The following is a 21,701-nucleotide window of genomic DNA, read 5'->3' on the forward strand; positions in this document are numbered from 1 at the left end:
GGTATCAGTGCAACGATGCCTGCCGCCGTTCCCCCAGCGGCGACAGGCCAAAGAAGCGGCTGTAGCTCTTGGAAAAATGCGCCGGCGAACTGAACCCGCATGCCAGCGCCACCTCCCGCACTTGCACGTCGCTGCGCAACAGCAATTCCCGCGCCCGCGACAGCCGCAACTCCAGGTAATACTGGCTGGGCGTGCGCTGCAAATACTTGTGGAACAGCCGCTCTAGCTGGCGCACGGTCACCTCGTTGAGGCTGGCCAGTTCCTCCAGCGCCAGCGGCTCCTCCAGGTTGGCCTCCATGATCGCCACCACTTGGCTAAGCTTGGGCTGGGCACTGCCCAGCAAGGTGCGCAACGGCACGCGCTGTCGCTCGCGCTCGCCGCGCACCCGGTCGCACAGCAGCAACTCGGCCGCCTTGGCGGCGATGTCTTGGCCACCGGCTTCGCGGGCGACCAGTTGCAGCATCATGTCCATGGCCGCAACGCCACCGGAGCAGGTGTAACGGTCGCGGTCCAGTTCGAACAGTTGGCTGGATATGACGATCCCGGGGAAATGCGTCTGCAGGGCTTCGATGTCCTCCCAGTGGATGGTGCAACGATAGCCTTTGAGCAGGTCGGCTTTGGCCAGCAGGTAGCTGCCGGTACAGATGCCGCCTAGCGGAACGTGCTGGCGGGCCAGTTGGCGCAGCCAGTCGATCAGGGGCCGGTTACCTCGGCTGCGGTCGATCGGGTTGGCCCCGACCACGAACAGGGCATCCAGCGGCGGGGCCTCGGCGATGGCATGGTCAGGCAGGATACGCATGCCATTACTGGCCATCACCGGCGCTTCGCTGGCAGCGAGCAATACGGTGCGGTAGAGGGGGCGGCGGGCTGCCAGGTTGGCCATGCGCAAGGTTTCCACCGCCGACGCCAGGCCGATGGTGGTGAAGTTGGGCAGCACCAGAAAACCGAAGGTCTTGGCTGGGCAAGGCGAGACGATTGCAGAAACGGGGTGGACCATTGCGATCTTCCTGTGCAAGCTGAGGCGTGATTCGTCGGGGGCAGTGAAAAACAGGCCTCGCATGTTTCTTGTTGTTATGGGTCGTTGCCCGGTCGATCTTACACCCCGGCGTGATGGCCAGGAATGGACCTGAATGCAGACAGAAGGTGAAGCTACTTGAACCCCGAATCCATGCTGGCGGCGCTGCCAGGTTTCGCCATCGCGCCGCAGGCCATCCAGGTGTTGCCCGATGCCGCGGCCTATCGCGCCTGCTTGCTCGAGCGCATCGGCGCTGCGACCCGGCGCATTGTCATCGTCGCCTTGTACTTGCAGGAGGACGAGGCCGGGCAGGAAGTGCTGGATGCCCTGTACCAGGCCAAGGCGGCGCGGCCGGGCCTGGAGATCGTCATCGTGGTCGACTGGTTTCGCGCACGCCGTGGCCTGCTGGGCGCCGGGCGCCAGCCGGGCAATGCCGCCTGGTACCAGGCCCAGCGTCAGCTGCGTGGGTTGGACGTGGTTATTCATGGCGTGCCAGTGCAAACCCGTGAGTTGTTCGGCGTGCTGCACCTCAAGGGCAGCGTGATCGACGACTGCGTGATCTATACCGGCGCCAGCCTGAACAACGTCTACCTGCACCGTTTCGACCGTTATCGCCTGGACCGTTACCACCTGTTCCAGTCGCCTGAGCTGGCCGATGCCATGGTCGCCCTGGTGCGGCGGCTGCTGTACCACACTGCAACGCCGCGCCTGGACCTGCCGGCGCCACCGACCAACCGCAGCCTGCGCGGCGATATTCGCCGCTTGCGTGCACGGCTGCGGCGCATGGCGTATGACGCACCGGCTGCCGTTGCAGGGCAGGGCCTGCGGGTGGTGCCGTTGCTCGGCGTTGGCCGTGGCAACCCGCTTAACCGCGCGGTGTGCGCGTTGCTGGCTGCGGCGCGGTCACAGATCATCATCAGCACGCCTTATTTCAACCCGCCCCGAGTGGTGATGCGCGAGATCGACCACGCCCTGGACCGCGGCGTGCGGGTGGAACTGATTGTCGGCCACCGTACGGCCAATGATTTCTATATCGCGCCCGGTGAGCCGTTCAGCGCCAGTGGCGCGTTGCCCTATCTGTATGAAGACAACCTGCGCGCCTTTGCCCGGCGCCGCCATGCCAGCATTGTCAGCGGCCAACTGGTGGTTCGGATCTGGAACGACCCTGGGCATACCTTTCATGCCAAAGGCGTCTGGGTCGATCAGCGTTACTCGTTGCTGACAGGCAACAACCTCAATCCGCGCGGGTTCAACCTGGACCTGGAGAACGGGCTGCTGATCGACGACCCGCAGGGCGAATGGACGGTGCCGCGGGAAGTGGAACTGGAGGGCATTCGCCGGTTTGCACCGAAGATCGGCTCGGCCCAAGAATTGGGCGTCAAGGCGGAGCACCCCAAAGAAGTGCGCAGGTTCTTGCGCCGCTTGCGTTTCAGTCGCCTGGAGCCGTTGATCAAGCGGGTGTTGTGAGCCGTTTTTACCTCTCTGAAAAGTCATGGCAAACGAATACAATCAGCCGTTTTCCACGTTAACCAGACAGGCCAAAACTTTCATGGCGCTTGATCCACCCACGATGCTTACCATCACCATCGCCCTGGCTGCCGCCGCAGCCTTGTACCTGGCGATCGAGTGGCGCAGCGTCCGCGAACCCTCGCTGCTGTTCTGGAGCGCGGGTTTCGCCACCATCACCATCGGCTCCACCCTGGCCCTGTTGCGCGGGATCGGCCTGCTGTTGATCGGTATCTGGTTCGCCAACGGCTTGCTGGTGGTGGCGCATGCGTTTTTCCTGCTGGGGGTGCTGCGCTTTACCCAGGCCCGCCTGTCGCGGGGCTGGATGCTGATCGTCGTCGCCTGGTTTGCCTTGCTGCTGCTGCCCGTGGGGCCTCAGTGGTCGAAGGTCATGCTGATGGTCAACTCGCTGCTGGTGGCGCTGCTCACGCTCAAGGCCAGCCTGCTGTTGCGCCCGCACGGCAAATCGTTGAGCGTGGGGGCGGTGCAGTTGCGTTATGTGCTGCTCATCCATGGCCTGTTCTATGTGGTCAAGGCTGTCATCGCGGTGACGCCTGGCACGCTGATCGACCTGGCGACCTTCGGCGGCCTGATCATTCAGGTGTCGCTGGTTGAGGGAGCCATGGCGATCATGCTGATCGCCCTGTCGATGACCGGTACCGTGCGTTATCGCCGTGAAGAGCGGATCGCCCGGCTGGCTGCCCGCGATCCGTTGACGGCGCTGTACAACCGCCGGGCGTTGGAGGTCCGCGCCACGCCCCTGTTAAAAGACGTGAGCCCGGCCCGGCCTGGGGCGCTACTGCTGATAGACATCGACAACTTCAAGCTGGTCAATGACCTGCATGGCCACGCGGCTGGCGACCGGCTGTTGGTCACGCTCAGCGAGATGATCCGTGCGGTGTTGCCGGAGCGGTCACTGGCGGCGCGGCTGGGCGGGGATGAGTTCGTCATCCTGCTCAGCGATGCCAGCAGTGAGCGGGTGGTGGAGCTGGGCGGTGTTTTGCGTAGCCAGTTCCAGCAATTTGCCGAGCAGGCAATGCCGACCCCGCAGGCCGTGACCCTGAGTATTGGCGCCAACCTGTTCGACCATCCGCCGGCGAGCCTGGCGGCGTTGATCGAGCAGGGTGATGTGGCGCTGTATCAGTCCAAGCGTGGCGGGCGTAACAGTATTCGCCTGGTTGACCGCAGCGAGATGAACCCGGTCAGGTAGCGTTTCAACCGGCCCTCACAGGTACCCCGCTGCTCTCAAGCTCAGCGCAAACCCAGTGGGGGCCGGCTTGCCGGCGATGGGCCGCAGTGCGGCCCTGTTGTCTTCAGGTCACAACCTGATAGCAAGGCACATACTCCGCGCCACCCGGCAGCTTCATCCGGTGCTGGTCGACAAACGCCTGCAACAGGCGCCCCAGTGGCTCCAGTACCGCACTGTCCCCGCGGATCTGATATGGCCCGTGCTCCTCGATCAGGCGGATGCCCTTGTCCTTGACGTTACCGGCAACGATGCCGGAAAACGCCCGGCGCAGGTTGGCGGCCAGTTCATGCGGCGGCAGGTCGCGGCGCAGGGCGAGTTCCGCCATGTTGGCGTGGGTCGGGTCGAACGGATGCTGGAAGCCGCCGTCGATCTTCAACAGCCAGTTGAAGTGGAACGCGTCGTTGCGCTCACGGCGGAACTGCTTGACCTCCTTGAGCCCTTCGACCATCTGCCGCGCGACCTCGGCCGGGTCATCGATGATGATCTGGTAGTGGCGCTGGGCTGCCTCACCCAGGGTGGCGCCAACGAAGGCATGCAGTTGCAGCAGGAACGGCTCGGCACTGCGCGGCCCGGTCAGCACCACCGGGAAAGGCAGGTCCTGGTTGTCCGGGTGCATCAGGATGCCGAGCAGGTAGAGGAACTCCTCGGCAGTACCGGCGCCACCTGGGAAGATGATGATGCCGTGGCCGACACGTACGAAGGCTTCCAGGCGCTTCTCGATGTCCGGAAGGATCACCAGTTCGTTGACGATCGGGTTGGGCGCCTCGGCGGCAATGATGCCCGGCTCGGTCAAGCCCAGGTAACGGCTGCCGTGCATGCGTTGCTTGGCATGGGCGATGGTGGCGCCTTTCATCGGCCCCTTCATCACACCTGGGCCGCACCCGGTGCAGATGTCGAGCTTGCGCAGGCCCAGTTCGTGGCCAACCTTCTTGGTGTACTGGTACTCCTCGCTGCTGATCGAATGGCCGCCCCAGCACACCACCATTTTCGGCTCGACGCCCGGGCGCAGGGTGCGTGCGTTGCGCAGCAGGTGGAAGACGTAGTCGGTGATGCCCTGGGAGCTTTCCAGGTCGATGCGCTGGCTGGCCAGCTCGCTTTCTGTGTAGACGATATCGCGCAGGGCGCTGAACAGCATCTCGCGGGTGCTGGCGATCATTTCGCCATCGACGAAGGCATCGGCGGGTGCATTGAGCAGCTCCAGGCGCACGCCGCGGTCTTGCTGGTGGATGCGTACCTCGAAGTCCTTGTAGGCCTCAAGGATGGTCTTGGCATTGTCGACATGGGCGCCGGTGTTGAGGATGGCCAGGGCGCACTGGCGGAACAGGGTGTAGAGGCTACCGGTGCCGGCTTCACTCAGTTGCTGGACTTCACGTTGCGACAGCGTCTCCAGGCTGCCTTTGGGGCTGACGGATGCATTGATGACATGGCGTTGGGGCATCTAAGTCTTTCCTGTGCAGGTAAAACATCCTTCTTTGACAACACCATAAGTCATGCGAAGAGCTTTTGCACACCCAGCGTAATCGCCAGCCCGCCACCGAGCAGCCACAGGTTGAGAATCGCCCCGGTCACCAGTGCCCGCGGGCCAGCCTGGCGGATCTGGCTCAAGCGTGTCTCCATGCCCAGTGCGGTCATGGCCATGGTCAGGGCGAAGGTGTCCAGGCTGTTGACCGCTTGGATCACGCTGCCTGGCAATACTTGCAGCGAGTTCACCAACACCAGCGCGAGGAAGCCAAAGGCGAACCAGGGCATGGCGATGCGACCGTTGCCTTGTGCCTGGCCCGGCAGCCGGGTACGGCTGATCCAGACACCCACCACCAGCAGTACCGGCACCAACAGCATCACCCGGGTCATCTTGACGATGGTAGCGATGTGCGTGGCCTCGGGGCTGACATTGCTTGCCGCGCCCACCACCTGGGCAACCTCATGAACGGTGCCGCCCAGGAATAGGCCGGCACCCAGGGTATCGAGGTGCAGCCAGCCGCTGTTGATCAGTAGCGGGTACAGGAACATCGACAGGGTGCCGAACAGCACCACGCTGCCCACTGCCATGGCACTCTTGTGCGGTGCGCTGCGCAGCGCCGATTCGAAGGCCAGCACTGCTGCGGCGCCGCAAATGGCGCTACCGGCGGCGGTCAACAAGGCGGTATCGCGGTCCAGCTTGAGCAGCTTCATGCCACACCACAGGCCGATCAGCAGGGTGCTGACCACCACCAGCAGCGAGACCGCAAGGCCTGACCAGCCGACTTCGGCGATTTCCTGCAGGCTGACACGCAGGCCGAAGAAGGCCACCGCGATGCGCAGTAGCCCGCGGGCAGAAAAATTGATACCCGCCGCCCAGCTGGCCGGTACGCCATCACGCAGGGCGTTGCCGTAAAGGGCTCCGGCGACGATGCCGACGATCAGCGGGCTGATGCCCAGGTTGGCGATAACGGGCACGGCCGCCAGTTGGGTGACGGCGAACGCGAACAATGCGACGAACAGGATGCCGTTGAGCCGCCCTCGGGTAGAGAGGGTAGGGGCAAAGGCAGGGTTGGACGGTACCGTGGCCATGTGAGTCCTCCGGACGGTGAATCGACAGGGCCTACTTTAATTTGGTTATAAGCTTATAAAAAATCGTAATTCAGGATGGAAAATATCCGTTTAGCTGATATTTTGCATTCATGACCCCGGAACAGCTGATAACGTTTGCCACCGTTGCCGAGCATGGCAACATCAGCCATGCGGCGTTGGCCTTGCATCTGTCGCAGCCGGCTGTCTCTGGCCAGCTCAAGCTGCTGCAGGACGCATTCGGCGAGCCTCTGTACCAGCGTGCCGGCCGCGGCGTGCGGCTTACTGCGGCCGGCGAGCAGCTGCTGGCCCATGCCGAACGCCTGCGTGATACCTTTCGCCAGGCCCAGGCACTGCGCGACGCCATGCGCGGGCTGGAGCGCGGCACCTTGCGCATCGGTGCCAGCACTACGCCCGCCAGCTACCTGCTGCCTTACCTGATCGCCGACTTCCATGCGCAATACCCCGAGGTGCAGGTGAGCACCTTGCACGGCAATACCGCAGAGATCGTCTCGGCGCTGGGCAATGTGGACATCGCCCTGATCGAAGGCCCGCCCGGGCAGGAGCTGCCTCTGGGCACGGGTGTCACGCCGTGGCGTGAGGACGAAATCGTCGCCATCGTGCCCAGCGCTCACCCGTTGGCCAATCAGGCGGGTCAGACGCTGGAAGCCTTGGGCAGCTACCCCTTGGTGCTGCGTGAAAGCGGCTCCGGGGTTCGGCAGATCGTTGAACGGGCGTTTGCGCGCAGTGGCGTGGCCATGCGCGTAGCCTTGGAAATTGCCGGCGTCGAAGGGGTGAAGGAGGCCGTACGGGCGGGGATGGGCATTGGCTTCGTTTCGGCGATGTCGATCAGGCATGAGGGGGGCGCACTGCAGCGATTGCACATCGCCCCGCAGCCGTTGGTCAGGCACTTTTCCATTCTGCTGCCGCATGCGGCCACGCCCTCGCGGGCGGCGGCACGGTTCATGGCGTTGTGTACATGACACTCATGTCCGGCAGGGTAAACCAGTCACTTGCTTTAGCAGTCAGGTCGCGCCGGCGCTGACGGGGAGGTTGCGCGCCAGATGTTAATGGCCAGGGTGTTCCATCAACCCTGGCCATATGGGATCAGCGATCGTCCTTGTTCATGCCGCTGTCTTCTTCGTCATCGAGTTGAGGGTCGGAATCCATGCCTTGTTCGACATCGGTACCGGCACGGCTCCCAGAGCCATGGCCACCCGTTGCGCCTTGTTGTGTACCACCCCCTGAGCGTTGCGGGTCGTTTTCCCACTTGTCTTCTGGCATCTGGCCGCCTTGATGCCCTGTGTCCCACGGTTTTTTCGGGTCGTTAGAGACCTGGTCCGGGTTGTGCTGGGGAGTGCCGCCTTGTTGTCCACTTTTGCCTTGATCGTTAGCCATGATCTTGCACCTCGTGAATTCACACAGAAAAGGCTGTGTTTAATTCGGACGCCAGGTGCAAGGCACCCGCTCCCTCTACTTTTTTAATACCGGACGGGGTGCGCGAATGAATGTGAAGGCAGATGTATTGTGCCGTAAAAGCCGCTTGGCCAATAGGCCGGGCGGTGTATATGACAGTGCTCAAGCCACTTTGAATACATGTTTAAGGTACGCCACGAAGTTCTCATCGCGGCACTGGGTCTTGCCTGGGCTGTCACTGATCTTGGCCACCGGCGCGCCGTTGCAGGCCGTCATCTTGATCACCATGTTCATGGGCTTGACGCCGGGAATATCGCAGGTGAGGTTGGTGCCGATGCCAAAACTCACATTGATGCGCCCGTGCAAGGCGCGGTACAGCCCAAGCGTCTTGGCGAAGTCCAGGCCATCGGAAAAGATCAGCGTTTTACTCTGCGGGTCGATGCCCAGTTTCTGGTAGTGGGCGATGGCCTTTTCGGCCCAGGCCAGCGGGTCGCCCGAGTCGTGGCGCAGGCCATCGAACAGCTTGGCAAAGTACAGGTCGAAATCGACCATGAACGCGTCCATGGTGATGCAGTCGGTCAGCGCGATGCCCAGCAACCCACGGTATTCGCGTACCCAGCACTCAAGCGCGGCAGCCTGGCTGTCGACCAGGCGCGGGCCGAGTTGCTGGTGGGCCATGAACCATTCGTGGGCCATGGTACCGATGGGCTTGAGCTCGTATTCGCGGGCCAGGTGCACGTTGCTGGTGCCGACGAAGCGCCCCGGGAAATCGCGTTTGAGGGTATGTACCACGGTTTCCTGTACACGGTACGAGAAGCGCCGCCGGGTACCGAAATCAGCCAGCTGCAAGCCCGCCAGCTCGTCGGCACTGGCGTGGGCCTTGAGCCAGTCCAGTTTCTGGTATAGCCGCTCGCCCACCTGCTCCATCACCACTTCGCGATGGCGGTAGCGGTTGCGTACCTCGCTGATGATCGCCAGCAACGGGATCTCGTAGAGAATCACGTGCAGCCACGGCCCGCGTACACGGATCGCCAGTTGCCCGGCGTCATCCAGGCCGACCTGGACATAGCGCAGGTTGAAGCGGAACAGGCTTAGGAAGCGGATGAAGTCCGGCTTGATAAACGGAATTTTCTCCAGATACGCCAGTTGGTCGTGGGTGACTGTGACGTCTGCCAGTTGCTCCACCTGATAGCGAATTTCAGCCAGGTAAGGCGAGAGGTCCTCGCCGTTACGGCAGCGAAACTCCCATTCCACCTCGGCGTTGGGGTAGTTGTGCAGCACCGCCTGCATCATGGTGATCTTGTAGAAGTCGGTGTCGAGCAGGTTCTGGATGATTCGTGGGCCGAAAACGCCTTCGCTCATGGGCGGTCTTCCTTGATCAGAGAGAGCTGGTGGTCGAGCGCGGCCTCGTCGCCGCAGAGGATGACGCCCTCGGCGGCCAGTGCGCCGCACGCGCTAATGGCGCCTTCCTGGGTCAGGGCGCGGCAGGCAGGCAAGTACAGGAGTACCTGGAAGCCCGCCTGGCGCAACTGCCGGGCGGTGGTCTTGACGCAGTAGTCCAGAGCCAGCCCACCGACGATCACCGCCGCCACCTGCTGCACCTTGAGGTATTCGATGACGCCCGTTGAGCGGCGCTCGGCCAGGTCGTGGTAGCAGGCACCGTAGGGATGCAGGTCGGGTTCGACGCCTTTCCATATGAAGTAGTCGTAATCGATGGGGGCGGGCAGGCCTGGCAGCAGTTCGAAGCCCGGCGTGCCCGGCACGCAGTGGCTTACCCAGGTCAGGTCGGCATTGGCCAGCGTCAGCGGTTGCAGCATTTGCCCAGGTTCTGTGACCACCCACGCGGCATTGGCCGGGTGCGCGTCCTTGCTGCCCAGGCGCAGGTCGGCGCGCAGGGCCATGGTGTTGAGGTCGGCGGCGATTTCATTGCCTTCGGGCACCGGCAATTCCTGTGGGGCATTGGCGGTGAAGCCGTTTTGCGCGTCGACATCGAAACTGGCGATTTTCATGGGGCTCTCCTCGCTGGTCTGGCTATATAATCCACCTGGTGATATAAGTGTGTCAAGCACACGTCCTGCAGTCATAGATGCTTGCCCCAGTTAAGCGCTCTGGTGGAATATTGCGTCATTGAGCAGTGGAGCCTTTTAGTGAGTACAGCCGAAGTCCTGGCCAGCGTCGATATCGTCGCGCTGCGCCTGGCCCCCGAAGCCCAGCATCTGCAAGTGTTGTTGCATCGCCGCGAGCGCGAGCCCCATGCCGCTCAGTGGGCTCTGCCCGGCGTGCTCGTCAATGGCCGCATCCCGGACATCAGCCTGGAGGCTGCTGCCGAGCGCGCGCTAGGCGAGAAGGCCCGGGTGCTGCCGCGTTACCTGGAGCAGGTAGGTACTGAAGGCAATGCTTTCCGCGACCCGCGCGGCTGGTCGTTGAGCACCTATTACCTGGCCTTGCTTGACCCCCGGCAGCAGGTTGAGGGTGACCAGTTGGCCTTTTTTGACCTGGCCAGTGTGTTGGGCCGCAAAGTCCTGCTTCCGTTCGATCACAACCTGCTGGTGGAGCGCGCCCGCGAGCGGCTGGCGAGCAAGACGGTGTACAGCAGCCTGCCGCTGAACCTGCTGGCCGAGAAGTTCACGGTGCTCGATGCATTGGGGGCGGTGCAGGCGTGCCTGGGCCAGGCCGTGAACAACACCTCGCTGCGCAAGCGCCTGGAGCGCCTGCGTGAGCTGGGTTGGGTGCGTGATACGGGGGAGAAGAATCAGCCGCGGCTCGGCAGGCCCCAGCAGTTGTATCAATATACGCCGCAGGGAGATCGGCCGTTCATGTTCGACCGTAGCTTACTGCCGGAAGGTGCCTGATGGCCTGGACCGTTCTGTGATTGTGAACTTGGCTCACTTATGGCGGACGGGAAGAGCGACCTGATAAAACTGCCAGTGGGCAGTTCGTTGAACTTCGGAGTAGCTTGAATAACTCTGCACAGTCTGACGCCAGAGTGAACGACCTTGATCGAAAACAGACGCTGGCATCGGATGGCGGCGAGACTTGCAAGATAACCTACTCGCCTTATGGCTCTTCCGCTATTGTCCAACGGGCGCCGATGATAGGGTTCGTTGGGCAGAAGCTTGATCCCGCGAGCGGTTTCTATCCGTTGGGCAATGGCCATCGATGGTATGCACCACCAATCAGAAGATTCACCAGCCCTGACGCCTTGAGCCCATTTTGGGCGGTCATGACCCGGGAAGTGGTGTAACTGAACCAACCGAAGGCGCCCTGCGGGCGATAGAGAATGGTCATCGTGGTTCGTGGCTAACGTTGAGTTTGCGGACTTAACCTTAACCAAGAGAACCACGATGACCAAGCCCGCTATGACGCCCACGAAGGGCTCAAGGCGGCTGTTTCCAAGGTATTCAACGCGACCAGGCAGCGCTGCCGTGTGCATTTCATGGGCAATGCCATGGCCCACGTCGGCAAAGGTCACCGCACCATGGTAGCGGCGCTGCTGCGCACGGTCTTCGCCCAGGACAGCCGTGCCGAATGCCATCAGCAATGGCGGTTGGTCGCCGATCAACTGCGCGAAAAGTACCCGAAGATCGCGACGCTCATGGACGGCTGCGAGGATGAAGTGCTGGCTCACATGGCGTTTCCCGAGGCGCACCGGCAGCAGTTACACAGCACCAACCCGCTGGAACGGCTCAACGCTGAAATCAAGCGCCGCACTGATGTCGTGGGGATTTTCCCCAACGATCCGGCCATCACACGGCTGGTAGGCGCGATGTTGCTGGAGCAGAACGACGAGTGGTGCCTGCCCTTTCCTCGCTCTGAGCGAGGCGCAATAAATCCGTCCATTCTGATTGCCTGTGATGCACCAAAAGCTCACATGGATAAAGCCCTACGCTCGGAATGAGGGCAGTAAGCGTCATCTTCCCTATGAAAATGTAACCTCCTATGCAGTGAATGCAGCTTGGCATATACCTTGCTGTACCCAAGAAAACCGAACGAATGTTCGTGCGGTTTCGGCAGGTCAGGTTCAACGACATCGGGGCCCTATCGAGGCTCGAGGTTCAAGGGGAGAAGTTAGATGACAGCGTGTTTCCCAACCGTAGCCATCGTAGGAAGTGGGCCCTCAGGTTGCTACGTGGCCCAATTTCTTCAAAAAAAATGGGCAGGAGCACAGATCACTATTTTTGAGGCCTTACCAGTTCCTTACGGACTCATTCGCTATGGGGTGGCTGCCGATCATCAGGGATCTAAAGCGGTCATTCAGCAGTTCGAGCGCATGTTCGAGAAGGGTGGTGTCGAGTTCAGGGGAAATGTGAGCATCGGGCGGGACATTTCCTATGCGAAGCTGACCGAGTCATTCGATATCGTCGTCTTGGCAACCGGCCTGAATAATGATGCAGCCTTGGATATTCCAGTGCATCCCCAAGCGGCAGTTGTAGGTGCGGGAAGCTTGCTTAAGGCTCTAAACGGGCATCCAAGAGCCAGCCTACCTAAGGTAGTCGACGGCACCATTCGGAAGCTTGGAAGAAATGTCGCAGTTATTGGAAGTGGGAATGTTGCAATTGATGTTCTTCGGATGGTCGCAAAATCGGATGTCGATCTCGTGGGGTCAGATATCGCCGATGAAATTAGGAATGCTCTGGGTACGGAAGAAGTTAACTGCTTAACACTCATCAGCAGGTCGAGTGCTTCCGACGCTAAATGTGATGAATCAATGATGGCCGAATTGCTCAGCTTGCCTGGGGTTGCCATTCGTGCTCAGGGAATTAGTGAGGATGATCATGGCCCGATCGCACAACTACTTAAGTTGGCTTCTGAGAAGGAAGTAGGCCGAGGCGCCTCTCGTTTGTCTATAAACTTCATGTTCAATGCGATTCCTGTGGAAGTCAATGAGGAACGTGGTTTAGCAAAAGTCTCGCTTGTCGATCGACTGACCGGACTTCGAGCCGAAATGATGTTTGACACAGTGGTGACAGCCATTGGATTTAATAATGGGTGTGCACGTAAGTCTACTGTCCCATTTGAAGACCAAGCATACGACGGAGTTTATCGTGTGGGTTGGCTTAGACGAGGCCCTAAAGGTACCGTGGCAGAAAATCGCAAAGATGCTAAAGCAGTATCAGATCAGATTGTTTCTGATTATGAGGCTGGCATTGTGCAAGCTAGAAAACTTGGGTTGATTTCTATTGTTCATGAATTACCTATCGGTGTGGTAAATCATCAAGGATGGCTTCGTATAGATCGGCATGAGCGGGCCTATGCCAAGCCAACACGGTGTCGCGAGAAAGTCACCGAGATTAGAGCAATGCTAAAAATTGCCCAGAGCGGTGATGACATTAAAGTCATCGCTGTGTCAGAAAAGTTGGTTGACTGATTCGGTTGGATCCTGAGAGGTAAAGATATGTCGAATATTTTAATTGCTTTCGGTACTGAAAGTGGAAATGCCGAAATGGCAGCGGATGATATTGCGTCGTCTCTGAATTCGCGTGGTGCGATAGCAGTTGTTAAATCCATGGAGGACATTTCTGCGGATGATCTGCTCGCAGTGGGACAATTGGTAGTTGTGACCTCCACCTACGGTGAAGGAGAACTTCCTGAAACTACAGCACCTTTTTATGCAGATCTAGTAGAGGCTCAGCCTGATTTGAGCGATGTTGCGTTCTATGCTTTTGGTTTGGGTGATAGCACCTACTCCAAGTTTAATAATGCGATCGATATCGTGGCTGCAAAGCTAATCGACCTAGGAGCCAGTCAAGTAGGTGAGACGGGGCGACATGACGCGGCGACTGGAAAATCGGTCACATCCGTAGCGCAAGGCTGGGTCGACAAAGTCTTTAACTGATAGTGGTTGGGAAGAAACATGAACATTACTCATGAAGTGCTGCCTTGGGCAAACCCTGATTTTCGCCGGAACCCTTACCCTTGGTACGCACGATTGCAGCGCGAATATCCAATTTACAAAGAAAATGAGCACACTTATATTGTCTCGCGATACGAAGATTACATCGAGTATGTGAAACATCCTGCCATGAGCATGGTAGAGCCTGATTGGGTTAAACCTCATCATTGGCATGTGTTCTTGGATACTGTGCTTTTTTACGATCCGCCTAAACATACCGCCCTGCGTAGGCATACAAATAAGTGGTTTACACCCAAGCTGGTGAGGGAATGGATCAAACATACTACTGATGTGACTCGAGAGGCCCTAAATTTTATTGAGGCTGATGGATACATCGAAGCACACCACCATATTTGTGTTGTGCCGACCCATATCACGATGTGCCGAGTTTTGGGGATTGCTGAAGATGATATCGAGATCGCAACTCTCAACTCCTTGAAGATTGTAGGGATGCAGACTCCGGCTGCCACCCAAGCGGATAAAGATCGAGCGCGTGAAGGGTTTGATTGGTTGTTCTCTAAATGCAAAAGCATGATTGAAGAGAAGAGAAAGAGTCCAGGGGATGGTTTGTTGGATGCGATGTTGGCTCTCGAAGCCTCAGGAGATATGACTCCGGAAGAGGTAATTCAAACCCTAGTGTTATTCTATTTCTCGGGTGCGCCAAATCCGGCATATGTCCTAGCATCGATTCTGGAGCACTTTGCAAGAGAGCCGCATTTGTTCGCCCTCTATCGGAATGAACCAGAATCTCGGCAGGCGATGATTAACGAGTTCATTAGATTAAACCCGCCAGAGCAGTCATTCACGCGTTACCCTACCGAAGAAGTGGAAATTCGGGGAGTAAAGATTCCTGCTGGCTCTTGCATCCGATTTATGACTGCCGCAGTCAATCGTGATGAGGCGGTGTTCAAACGGCCTAACCAATTCGATCACAAGCGTCCTCAAGAGGCCAGCCAGCATGTGTCGTTCGGTATCGGCGTCCATGCGTGCGCAGGCCAGGTTATCAGTAGAGCAGAGATTGAAGCGTCTCTGAATGTCATTGCCGAAAGTTTCACCAGTATTGAATTAGCTGAAGACCCGGTCACGCTGCATGATGATCGAATTCGAAACTATCTAACACTTCCCTTGATTTTCAAGAAGTATCAAAAATTTTACTGCGATGTTGGTTCATTTCTTGCTCGTAGAGGTCGTTCTGGGTAGCGATTCGTGGTGTTTGATTGGATGATAGATGGCGATATGAATAATCTGTCAAGCACGTTGCGTCAGGGAAGGGCTCTCATCGCAGAGTATTTACAGCAGGCATTTCTAATCTTGCTGAATGAAATCTACTCAAATCTGCGCTAATAAATAATAATCCCTAGTAATAATCTCTGCCAAATTATGTTAACCAAAATTCTCAATAGGAGAATCAGCATGGCGATTACTGCGGAGGCCAAGGTCTTGGGGCACGCTTCGTCCTCGGGGCATGCAAAGCTAACTGGTCAAATGGGGGCATTCAGTCTGGCACTTACCGTGCTCGCATTCTCAGCACCTCTTACTACGGTCTCTGGTTATATTCCAGTGGCTTTGTCCTTCGGTGGAGTTTCTAGTCCGCTGGCCTTTATACTTGTCACCGTAATGATCCTGATTTTTGGGGTTGGCTATGTGACTCTAAATGCTGCTGTCAAACGTCCGGGTGATTTTTACTCTTTTATCAGCTATGGGCTCGGGAAGGAGGCTGGCTTAGGGTCGGGCTTGATGGCGGCAGTGTCCTACTTCGTTATTTTGACTGGCGTAGCGGCCTATTTTGGAGTTTCATGTGCTGATTTCCATAAGGAAATCTCTGGGCACGCTTTACCTTGGTACTGGTACTCATTGGGCTGCTGGCTGGCGGTAGGTGTTCTTGGTTATTTAAATGTCGAACTTTCAGCAAAAGTCCTGACTTGGGTAATGGTTGCTGAAATATTAGTTTGTCTGGTTTTTGTGTTTGGTGTTTTTGACGGTGGAGGAGGATCCTCTTTGGGTGCTGGTGTTCCGTTCACCCCTGGCGAACTATCGAAGCCGAATGTAAATTTACCATTTGCAATGCTTTTCGTTGTGTCGTTCTTCATGGGCTTTGAAGCCACGGCGTTGTTTCGGGATGAGGTTAGGCTGCCAGATCGAACCATTCCAATGGCCACTTACGGAGCCATTGTATTTATAGGTCTGATTTATACTGTCTGCGCTTATGCGTTAATCATGTCCTATGGTTCGAGTGCTCAAGATGTTGCCTCTGCTAATCCAGCAACTATGTTTTCATCTGCTTTCGAGAAATTCGTAGGCGGTCGTTATCGGATTTTGGTATCAGGTCTTATTCTGGTTTCTGCATTTGCATGTATTCTTTCGATTCACAACGTGCTTTCCCGCTATCTCTACAATCTGGGAACTGATGGAGCGCTGCCAGAGCTTCTTAGGCAGGTACATCCGAGACACGCATCTCCTTACAAAGCATCCATTACCGTCTCGATTTTGGTTCTTGCTGTGCTTATGCCTTTTATTTTGCTGGGCGTTCAGCCTGAACTACTTTATGGTCAGCTTTCAGGTGTAGGTACATCAGGCGTCATATTTCTGCTGACTTTTGTCAACTTCTCCGCCTTGGCTTGGTACTTTACCAAGGGAAGGTTTGATGGGGCGAGTTGGACTAAATCGTTATTAGCTCCAGCTGTTTCTTCCGTATTCTTCATTGTCCTTGTAGTGCTGGTTGCCAAGAATTTCGAATTACTTGTGGGGGGGGAACCAGGGCAGAGAACCTGGATGCTATACAGTCTTGCTGTCGTGCAAATAGTGGGCATGGGGTTAGCCTGCTACTATCGGGTGGCTAAGCCGCATGTTTTTGAGAAGCTAGGTAGAAGTCATAGCTGATCTCAGCGCTCGGCGTTGGGTGGGTATTGCCCACCCATTTTTTTTGCAAGAAAATTTAGTGTTGAACTGCGTCTGGGTGATATGCTAGATAAATCGTATTTTGAGCTCTAGATGGGGGCGCGAGAGTATGCCTGGATCCGAAAATGCTACGGCAATGTTGGTGCGCCTTGAACAGTATTTAGATACTTTTGATTGGAGTGGTTTGACTCGTGGCAAGCAGGTGATTTTAGAGTCGTTTTTGATTGTAGCGACTCGAGAGGGGATCGCCAATGTTTCGATGCGTAGCCTAGCCGCTGCGGCCGGCGTGAAACCCCCGACTATGTATTTTCACTTCCCTGATGGGCGTGAGGAAATTGTCGCTGCCGCGATGCGTTGGCATTACAACAGTTTTGCGCACGCGCTCAAAACTGCTCTCGCAGAGTGTTGCACTCCTGATAGCTACTGGTCGACTCTAATTAGCTTTCACGTTAGTCAGCAATTGCAATGCCCTGAAAATGATATTTGGGATGCTCTCGTTGCAACAGATCGTATCGCGAAAACTTTGCCTGAGGACTTGCGAAGGGAGGTCGAGGATTGGGAAGACTTTTGCGACTACATGTATTTCTCAATCGCTCAAGATTTAGGAGCCTCATGCACAATGTTAGAGGCTAGAGCTTTGCGAAAGCTTATTGACTGCATCAATTCGTGGTGGTCTTGGGATGGCAGCGAGGAAAATTTGAATCAGGCGATTGCATACAGCTTGAGGTTGTCTCAACGTATTATCGAGATTTAGTAGTTTTACAAATTAAATTATTAATTCTAGGCCGCACGAGTGTTTTCATGCGGCCTAGAAGGCATTCAGCTGGCAGATTGCAATTTGCGCTGTGGTTTACCGAGCGCTTTAGCTCGTGTTGAAGTGATTTTCACAGCAGCGCGAGCCGTTTCGCGTCCTTTCTCAACGAAGTGATTGCTGAAGATCTCACGGTGGTGATCCGTCTCTTGGAAGTGGTGAGGAGTCAGAGATACGGAGAGCACTGGTACCTGAGTATCCAACCCGACTCTCATCAAGCCGTCCACTACAGCTCGTGCTACGAAGTCATGGCGGTAGATGCCTCCGTCGACAACCAATGCTGCAGCCGCAATTGCTGCGTATCGACCAGTCAGAGCGAGCTCCTGCGCCATGAGCGGAAGTTCAAAAGCTCCTGGAACATCCACGACATCTACGTGCTCGGCGGAGATCACCTCGCAAAAACCTTCCAATGCGCGATCAACGATATCGCTGTGCCAGCCAGCTTTGATGAATGCGTAACGATTGGCGGCCATTTTTGTCTACCTCATCAATTCTTGTTTATCTCCTCGGTTAAGGGTTGCCGAGGGCTTGTACATTCAGTTGCTGGTGGAGGCTCCTTTCATGAAGTCCCGTCAGCGTTTAGCCCTGTCCTCCTCCAGTGCTCGTTTTGATTGGCATTGGAGGAGGGGCGTTAAGGGCTTAAAGCAATCAGGCGATTTCAGCGCAGGTGCGGTAACGACGTTGATGCCAAACGAGGCACTCTGACGGATCTTCCGGAGTCATCACGATGTCGGCGATCGTGCCGATCAGGATCGTGTGGGAGAAACCGTCAATGGCGCGTTCCAGTTTGCAATCAAAGGCGATAAGGGCGCTGCTCAGCAATGGAGCGCCGGTGACGCGCTCCACCCAGTCGGAACTCGCGAAGCGGTCTACACCGCGTTGGGTGAACAGCGCGGCAAACTCAGTCTGGTTTGGCTTGAGCACGTTGACACCAAAGGCTCCTTGAGCGATCAGCTCGTCATGTGCGCTTGCGTTCTTGTTTACGCAGACGATGAGCGAAGGCGGTTCTGCAGACAGGCTGCAGAGTGCCGAAACGGTGAGCCCCATTCGCTTCTCACCTTGGCCCGTGGTGACCAAGGAAACGGCACCGGGGAGGATCGACATTGCTTGCAAGAACAGATTCTTGTCGACCACGTCACTCACTTGGGTAATTTTTTCTACAACAGACATTTTTCACCTCCGCAGACTTGGCTGGTTTGATTTGCTCCGCAGCCGTAGCGCGATCAATCCGCCTGAAATCACATTCTTCTTTGAGTTTTCTTGCTGCCCTATGGCAGTTAACCGGCTCGGTGAAGGGAGCAATGTCCCGCCGAAGCATTCGTCAATCTGAGATAGCTGCGCTTGAGAGCGGCTTGTCTCTGATCTCAGGTTCTCTCACTAGCGTGCATGAGAACTGTCCCAAGTTGAGCCAACCCATAGAAAGGCCGGTGATCAGTGGGTTTGAGCGATGTGAAGGAGAGCGGGAACGCTCCGTTAGTAGGTGCGACGCCCTCAGTAGCTCCCCCGAGTGTCTACCGCGCGGAAAAGTGACCCAAGCTGGGACAGTTCGGCGCTGTACGCGTGAGCAAGACTGCCCCCTGTCGTAGACATTTGGTTATGGAATGCGAGTGGTGAACAGGATTGCCGTAAAGCGAATCACTTGAGGCTTCCGGCTACTTGAATTCCCACATAAGAATAAATAGGAGCTGGACTCGTGAGAGATGGCGGATATGCTTTTTTAAGGGCCGGAGCTAATAAGGAATTGACGCAAGAGTCCTATGAGGGCTTTTGTGAGATGATTCCGAGAGACCATGTCGATTGCTTTGTCATCTCGGATGTATTTACGATCCCTCATGTCGCAATGATGCTTGCAAAAACAGGTAGCTATAAAGCCATTGTTACTTGTGCTCTGGTTAATGAGCAGGCGGCCTGGCACCAGGAGCACCTTGTGAAAGGTATTTTTCAGGGGTTAACGAGAGTGAGTGTAGATACCGAAGTGTTAATGGTTCCGTTGATCTTTGAGTCGCCGAGTCGCACTGGGCGTAATCATCGTCCCCTTGATGCTGAAGCGTTCTTTTTAAAAGGGCTGGAGGCAGCAAGTACGGCTCTTGAAATTTCAAAGTTGAAGTCTTCCTTGTTTGCGCTGAAAGACGTTCTTGCAAGGCTCTGGCCTATTTGATTATGACGCGGTTGTGATTGAATCGTTAATTTCGCTTGCTGTCACTAGGTCTGATATGTCCCTTAAAACTATTTCCATTCGCGTAAAAATTGTTGCCCTTGCCGGTCTCTGCTTATTGTGTACCGTCGGTGCTGTGGTATCCATGAATATCCACATGTCAGGGAAAAATAACTTACTGATTGCGCAGTCTAGCGAACAGATGATGATCGCGAGTGCAAAGAGCTTGCTCCTGTCTGAGGCCAGCGAGCAGGCTGGGTCTCTGGGCGGTCACTTTGGACAGAGCTTGATGTTGCTCACTTCTATCGCGGATCAGGTGACGGCCCAACGAGAGGGATGGGAACAGTACGGTGGTGACGCAGCTGCACAACGTGAGCTTCTCAACCAAACCTTGAAAAAGCTGTATGAGCGTAATGCATCCATAGGTTTACAGGGGCTCTGGATTGTTTTTGAGCCCAATGGCCTGGATGGGCAAGATGCGTCCTTCCGGAATGATCTGAAGCACGGCGGAAACGGCAAGGGGCGCTTCACCTCTCAGTGGAGTCGGTACGGAGGAGCTTCGGTCAACTCAGTGATTTCTGAGGCCGACTTTGGGCGGGGAGACCTAAATGCCAGTGGTGTTCCGTACAACAATTGGTATCTGTGCCCCAAGACAACCCGATCCGTATGCCTTCAGCCTCCGTTCAAAGACACCGTGAACGGAGAAACGGCGTTGTTGACATCCATATCTATGCCGGTCGTGGTCAATGGTGCTGTCGTTGCGGTGGTGGGGGTGGATCTGTCCTTGGTCGCGTTGCAGGCTGGCGTTCAAAAAAGTGCATCTGAGCTTTTCAATGGCCGGAGCTATATCGTCATCACTTCCAATGACGGGGTCGTGGCAGCCAATAGTGCGAACCCTTCCTCCATTGGGTTAGAGCGAGCAGATAAAGCGCACGGCAGCGCCACGCGGAGTTCGCCAAGTGTTGAGGAGATCGGGAACGAGGTGCAAGCCATCTTCCCAGTCCGCCTGACCGACGCTACAGAGCCTTGGTATGTCATTTTGGGTGTGCCCCGCCAAGCGCTTCTGGAAGACTCCTTGGCGATGCAGCGTCAGTTAGACGAGGCCCAATCAAAAGGTGTTAGGGACACGCTCATTGTTGGATTTGGCGCTGCGCTCGTTGGCTTGGTGTTGATATGGCTGACTGCATCAGGCGTGATTCGCCCGATCAATGCAGTGGCGGAGATGCTCAAGGATATCGCCACCGGGGATGGTGATCTGACACGTAGGTTGGGCTATTCGAAGCATGATGAACTAGGTGAGCTAGCGGGATGGTTCAACCGATTCTTGGACAGGCTTCAACCTACTGTTGCTCATATCAAGCAGAGCATTATCGAGACACGGGAGACGGCTGATCGATCATCGACAATTGCTCGCGACACCAGTGAGGGAATGCAAATCCAGTTTCGAGAGATCGACCAGGTTGCCACTGCTTCGAATGAAATGAGTGCGACAGCTCAGGATGTCGCAAGCAACGCTTCAAGTGCCGCTACGGCTGCCCAAGGTGCTGAAGAGGCTGCACAGGACGGTATGACGATCATTCAGCAGAGTACTGAAGAGATCGCCAATCTGTGCGAGGAAGTCAGTCGAGCCGTAATCCAGGTTGAGGAGCTTGCCGTCAGCAGCGAGCAGATCGGATCGGTTCTCGATGTTATACGGGGTATCGCAGAGCAAACCAATCTTCTGGCATTGAATGCTGCCATCGAAGCTGCCAGAGCAGGAGAAAGTGGCCGAGGATTTGCTGTTGTTGCAGACGAAGTCAGGGCTCTGGCGCGCAGGACTCAAGATTCCGTCGAGGAGATCCGCCACGTTGTAGAGCAGATCCAAACCCACACGCGTAGCGTCGTTACGTTGATGCACAACAGTCAGGGTAAGGCGCAGGACAATGCGCGTAGCATTCAGGATGCACTCAAGGCGTTGGATCGTATTGGGCAGGCGGTTTCGGTCATCACGAGCATGAATTTGCAGATCGCAAGCGCTGCGGAGGAGCAGGGCGCCGTGGCGGAGGAGGTGAACCGCAACGTAGCCAATATCAGGACGGTGACCGAATCGCTGACCAACCAAGCTACTCAATCGGCTCAAATGACAGGACAGTTGAACGCACTCACTGTGGAGCAGATGCGGCTCATGGATCACTTTAGGGTCTGACATCGAAGGCGATTCGTAACCTTCTG

Annotated in this window: 19 protein-coding genes and 3 pseudogenes; 14 read left to right on the plus strand and 8 right to left on the minus strand. The window is 56.7% G+C overall.

Going from position 1 to position 21,701, the window contains the following annotated elements:
* Positions 1–4: 4 nt before the first annotated feature.
* On the minus strand, positions 5–997 hold the full coding sequence (locus ACMGF5_RS19880; protein WP_115275067.1) for a GlxA family transcriptional regulator: 993 nt from the start codon (positions 995–997) through the stop codon (positions 5–7).
* Positions 998–1,153: 156 nt separating this feature from the next.
* Between ACMGF5_RS19880 and pssA the strand changes: the two genes are divergently transcribed.
* Complete coding sequence (gene pssA, locus ACMGF5_RS19885) at positions 1,154–2,482, plus strand: CDP-diacylglycerol--serine O-phosphatidyltransferase (protein WP_414157119.1); 1,329 nt, start codon at positions 1,154–1,156, stop codon at positions 2,480–2,482.
* Between the two features lie 82 nt (positions 2,483–2,564).
* On the plus strand, positions 2,565–3,731 hold the full coding sequence (locus tag ACMGF5_RS19890) for a GGDEF domain-containing protein (protein WP_251962393.1): 1,167 nt from the start codon (positions 2,565–2,567) through the stop codon (positions 3,729–3,731).
* Between the two features lie 103 nt (positions 3,732–3,834).
* Here ACMGF5_RS19890 and ppnN read toward each other — a convergent pair whose 3' ends face one another.
* Positions 3,835–5,208, minus strand: a complete 1,374-nt coding sequence (gene ppnN / locus ACMGF5_RS19895) for a nucleotide 5'-monophosphate nucleosidase PpnN (protein WP_115275064.1) — start codon at positions 5,206–5,208, stop codon at positions 3,835–3,837.
* A gap of 50 nt (positions 5,209–5,258) precedes the next feature.
* Entirely contained in the window at positions 5,259–6,320 is a 1,062-nt protein-coding gene (locus ACMGF5_RS19900; protein ID WP_115275063.1) for a YeiH family protein, read from the minus strand.
* Between the two features lie 110 nt (positions 6,321–6,430).
* Here ACMGF5_RS19900 and ACMGF5_RS19905 point away from each other — a divergent pair, with 110 nt between their 5' ends.
* Positions 6,431–7,300: a LysR family transcriptional regulator gene (locus ACMGF5_RS19905; protein ID WP_414157120.1), complete on the plus strand. Its 870-nt coding sequence runs from the start codon at positions 6,431–6,433 to the stop codon at positions 7,298–7,300.
* A 124-nt stretch (positions 7,301–7,424) separates the two neighbouring features.
* Here the strand turns inward: ACMGF5_RS19905 and ACMGF5_RS19910 are convergent, their stop codons facing one another.
* The 3 genes from ACMGF5_RS19910 to ACMGF5_RS19920 all read right to left on the minus strand — a co-directional run bounded on the left by ACMGF5_RS19910 (position 7,425) and on the right by ACMGF5_RS19920 (position 9,742).
* Positions 7,425–7,715 (minus strand): stress-induced protein, encoded by a 291-nt coding sequence (locus ACMGF5_RS19910; protein WP_281868783.1) that lies wholly within the window; start codon positions 7,713–7,715, stop codon positions 7,425–7,427.
* A 180-nt stretch (positions 7,716–7,895) separates the two neighbouring features.
* The gene (pncB, locus tag ACMGF5_RS19915) at positions 7,896–9,095 is read right to left on the minus strand and encodes a nicotinate phosphoribosyltransferase (RefSeq protein ID WP_414157121.1); all 1,200 of its coding nucleotides are present in this window, start codon (positions 9,093–9,095) and stop codon (positions 7,896–7,898) included.
* Positions 9,092–9,742, minus strand: a complete 651-nt coding sequence (locus ACMGF5_RS19920) for a nicotinamidase (RefSeq protein WP_251962397.1) — start codon at positions 9,740–9,742, stop codon at positions 9,092–9,094. Before ACMGF5_RS19920 ends, pncB begins: the two co-directional genes overlap by 4 nt.
* A gap of 138 nt (positions 9,743–9,880) precedes the next feature.
* On the opposite strand from ACMGF5_RS19920, the gene ACMGF5_RS19925 reads away from it, so the two are divergent.
* From ACMGF5_RS19925 to ACMGF5_RS19960, 8 genes and pseudogenes are all read left to right on the plus strand, one after another.
* Entirely contained in the window at positions 9,881–10,585 is a 705-nt protein-coding gene (locus ACMGF5_RS19925; protein WP_414157122.1) for an NUDIX hydrolase, read from the plus strand.
* Positions 10,586–10,719: 134 nt separating this feature from the next.
* Positions 10,720–10,977, plus strand: a complete 258-nt coding sequence (locus ACMGF5_RS19930; RefSeq protein ID WP_286010437.1) for an RHS repeat-associated core domain-containing protein — start codon at positions 10,720–10,722, stop codon at positions 10,975–10,977.
* A gap of 117 nt (positions 10,978–11,094) precedes the next feature.
* Positions 11,095–11,532 (plus strand): annotated as a pseudogene (locus ACMGF5_RS19935) (transposase); the annotation flags it as partial.
* Positions 11,533–11,805: 273 nt separating this feature from the next.
* Positions 11,806–13,101 (plus strand): FAD-dependent oxidoreductase, encoded by a 1,296-nt coding sequence (locus ACMGF5_RS19940; RefSeq protein ID WP_286010447.1) that lies wholly within the window; start codon positions 11,806–11,808, stop codon positions 13,099–13,101.
* Positions 13,102–13,128: 27 nt separating this feature from the next.
* The gene (locus tag ACMGF5_RS19945; RefSeq protein ID WP_251962885.1) at positions 13,129–13,569 is read left to right on the plus strand and encodes a flavodoxin family protein; all 441 of its coding nucleotides are present in this window, start codon (positions 13,129–13,131) and stop codon (positions 13,567–13,569) included.
* Positions 13,570–13,587: 18 nt separating this feature from the next.
* Positions 13,588–14,826: a cytochrome P450 gene (locus tag ACMGF5_RS19950; protein WP_414157123.1), complete on the plus strand. Its 1,239-nt coding sequence runs from the start codon at positions 13,588–13,590 to the stop codon at positions 14,824–14,826.
* Positions 14,827–15,039: 213 nt separating this feature from the next.
* Complete coding sequence (locus ACMGF5_RS19955) at positions 15,040–16,506, plus strand: APC family permease (protein WP_182445280.1); 1,467 nt, start codon at positions 15,040–15,042, stop codon at positions 16,504–16,506.
* A gap of 127 nt (positions 16,507–16,633) precedes the next feature.
* Positions 16,634–17,278 carry a TetR/AcrR family transcriptional regulator gene (locus tag ACMGF5_RS19960; protein ID WP_119688837.1) on the plus strand — a complete coding sequence of 215 codons (645 nt, stop codon included), beginning with the start codon at positions 16,634–16,636 and terminating at the stop codon, positions 17,276–17,278.
* Between the two features lie 65 nt (positions 17,279–17,343).
* Here ACMGF5_RS19960 and ACMGF5_RS19965 read toward each other — a convergent pair whose 3' ends face one another.
* Both ACMGF5_RS19965 and ACMGF5_RS19970 read right to left on the minus strand, forming a co-directional pair.
* On the minus strand, positions 17,344–17,808 hold the full coding sequence (locus ACMGF5_RS19965) for a 6,7-dimethyl-8-ribityllumazine synthase (protein ID WP_414157124.1): 465 nt from the start codon (positions 17,806–17,808) through the stop codon (positions 17,344–17,346).
* A 175-nt stretch (positions 17,809–17,983) separates the two neighbouring features.
* Positions 17,984–18,505: a flavin reductase family protein gene (locus ACMGF5_RS19970; RefSeq protein ID WP_119688839.1), complete on the minus strand. Its 522-nt coding sequence runs from the start codon at positions 18,503–18,505 to the stop codon at positions 17,984–17,986.
* 523 nt (positions 18,506–19,028) lie between these two features.
* On the opposite strand from ACMGF5_RS19970, the gene ACMGF5_RS19975 reads away from it, so the two are divergent.
* The 3 genes and pseudogenes from ACMGF5_RS19975 to ACMGF5_RS19985 all read left to right on the plus strand — a co-directional run.
* Entirely contained in the window at positions 19,029–19,493 is a 465-nt protein-coding gene (locus ACMGF5_RS19975; protein WP_414157125.1) for a 6,7-dimethyl-8-ribityllumazine synthase, read from the plus strand.
* Between the two features lie 286 nt (positions 19,494–19,779).
* Positions 19,780–20,817 (plus strand): annotated as a pseudogene (locus ACMGF5_RS19980) (HAMP domain-containing protein); the annotation flags it as partial.
* Positions 20,818–21,129: 312 nt separating this feature from the next.
* Positions 21,130–21,675, plus strand: a pseudogene (locus ACMGF5_RS19985) (methyl-accepting chemotaxis protein); the annotation flags it as partial.
* Positions 21,676–21,701: the final 26 nt, after the last annotated feature.

It is taken from the genome of Pseudomonas sp. BNK-15 (genome assembly GCF_047456105.1).
Lineage (GTDB): Bacteria > Pseudomonadota > Gammaproteobacteria > Pseudomonadales > Pseudomonadaceae > Aquipseudomonas > Aquipseudomonas putida_E.

Excerpts from the sequence above, each read along its gene's own strand:
- ACMGF5_RS19880 (WP_115275067.1), bottom strand. The coding sequence starts at position 997 with ATGGTCCACCCCGTTTCTGCAATCGTCTCGCCTTGCCCAGCCAAGACC.
- ACMGF5_RS19890 (WP_251962393.1), top strand. The coding sequence starts at position 2,565 with ATGGCGCTTGATCCACCCACGATGCTTACCATCACCATCGCCCTGGCT.
- ppnN (WP_115275064.1), bottom strand. The coding sequence starts at position 5,208 with ATGCCCCAACGCCATGTCATCAATGCATCCGTCAGCCCCAAAGGCAGC.
- ACMGF5_RS19900 (WP_115275063.1), bottom strand. The coding sequence starts at position 6,320 with ATGGCCACGGTACCGTCCAACCCTGCCTTTGCCCCTACCCTCTCTACC.
- ACMGF5_RS19905 (WP_414157120.1), top strand. The coding sequence starts at position 6,431 with ATGACCCCGGAACAGCTGATAACGTTTGCCACCGTTGCCGAGCATGGC.
- ACMGF5_RS19910 (WP_281868783.1), bottom strand. The coding sequence starts at position 7,715 with ATGGCTAACGATCAAGGCAAAAGTGGACAACAAGGCGGCACTCCCCAG.
- pncB (WP_414157121.1), bottom strand. The coding sequence starts at position 9,095 with ATGAGCGAAGGCGTTTTCGGCCCACGAATCATCCAGAACCTGCTCGAC.
- ACMGF5_RS19920 (WP_251962397.1), bottom strand. The coding sequence starts at position 9,742 with ATGAAAATCGCCAGTTTCGATGTCGACGCGCAAAACGGCTTCACCGCC.
- ACMGF5_RS19940 (WP_286010447.1), top strand. The coding sequence starts at position 11,806 with ATGACAGCGTGTTTCCCAACCGTAGCCATCGTAGGAAGTGGGCCCTCA.
- ACMGF5_RS19945 (WP_251962885.1), top strand. The coding sequence starts at position 13,129 with ATGTCGAATATTTTAATTGCTTTCGGTACTGAAAGTGGAAATGCCGAA.
- ACMGF5_RS19950 (WP_414157123.1), top strand. The coding sequence starts at position 13,588 with ATGAACATTACTCATGAAGTGCTGCCTTGGGCAAACCCTGATTTTCGC.
- ACMGF5_RS19955 (WP_182445280.1), top strand. The coding sequence starts at position 15,040 with ATGGCGATTACTGCGGAGGCCAAGGTCTTGGGGCACGCTTCGTCCTCG.
- ACMGF5_RS19960 (WP_119688837.1), top strand. The coding sequence starts at position 16,634 with ATGCCTGGATCCGAAAATGCTACGGCAATGTTGGTGCGCCTTGAACAG.
- ACMGF5_RS19965 (WP_414157124.1), bottom strand. The coding sequence starts at position 17,808 with ATGGCCGCCAATCGTTACGCATTCATCAAAGCTGGCTGGCACAGCGAT.
- ACMGF5_RS19970 (WP_119688839.1), bottom strand. The coding sequence starts at position 18,505 with ATGTCTGTTGTAGAAAAAATTACCCAAGTGAGTGACGTGGTCGACAAG.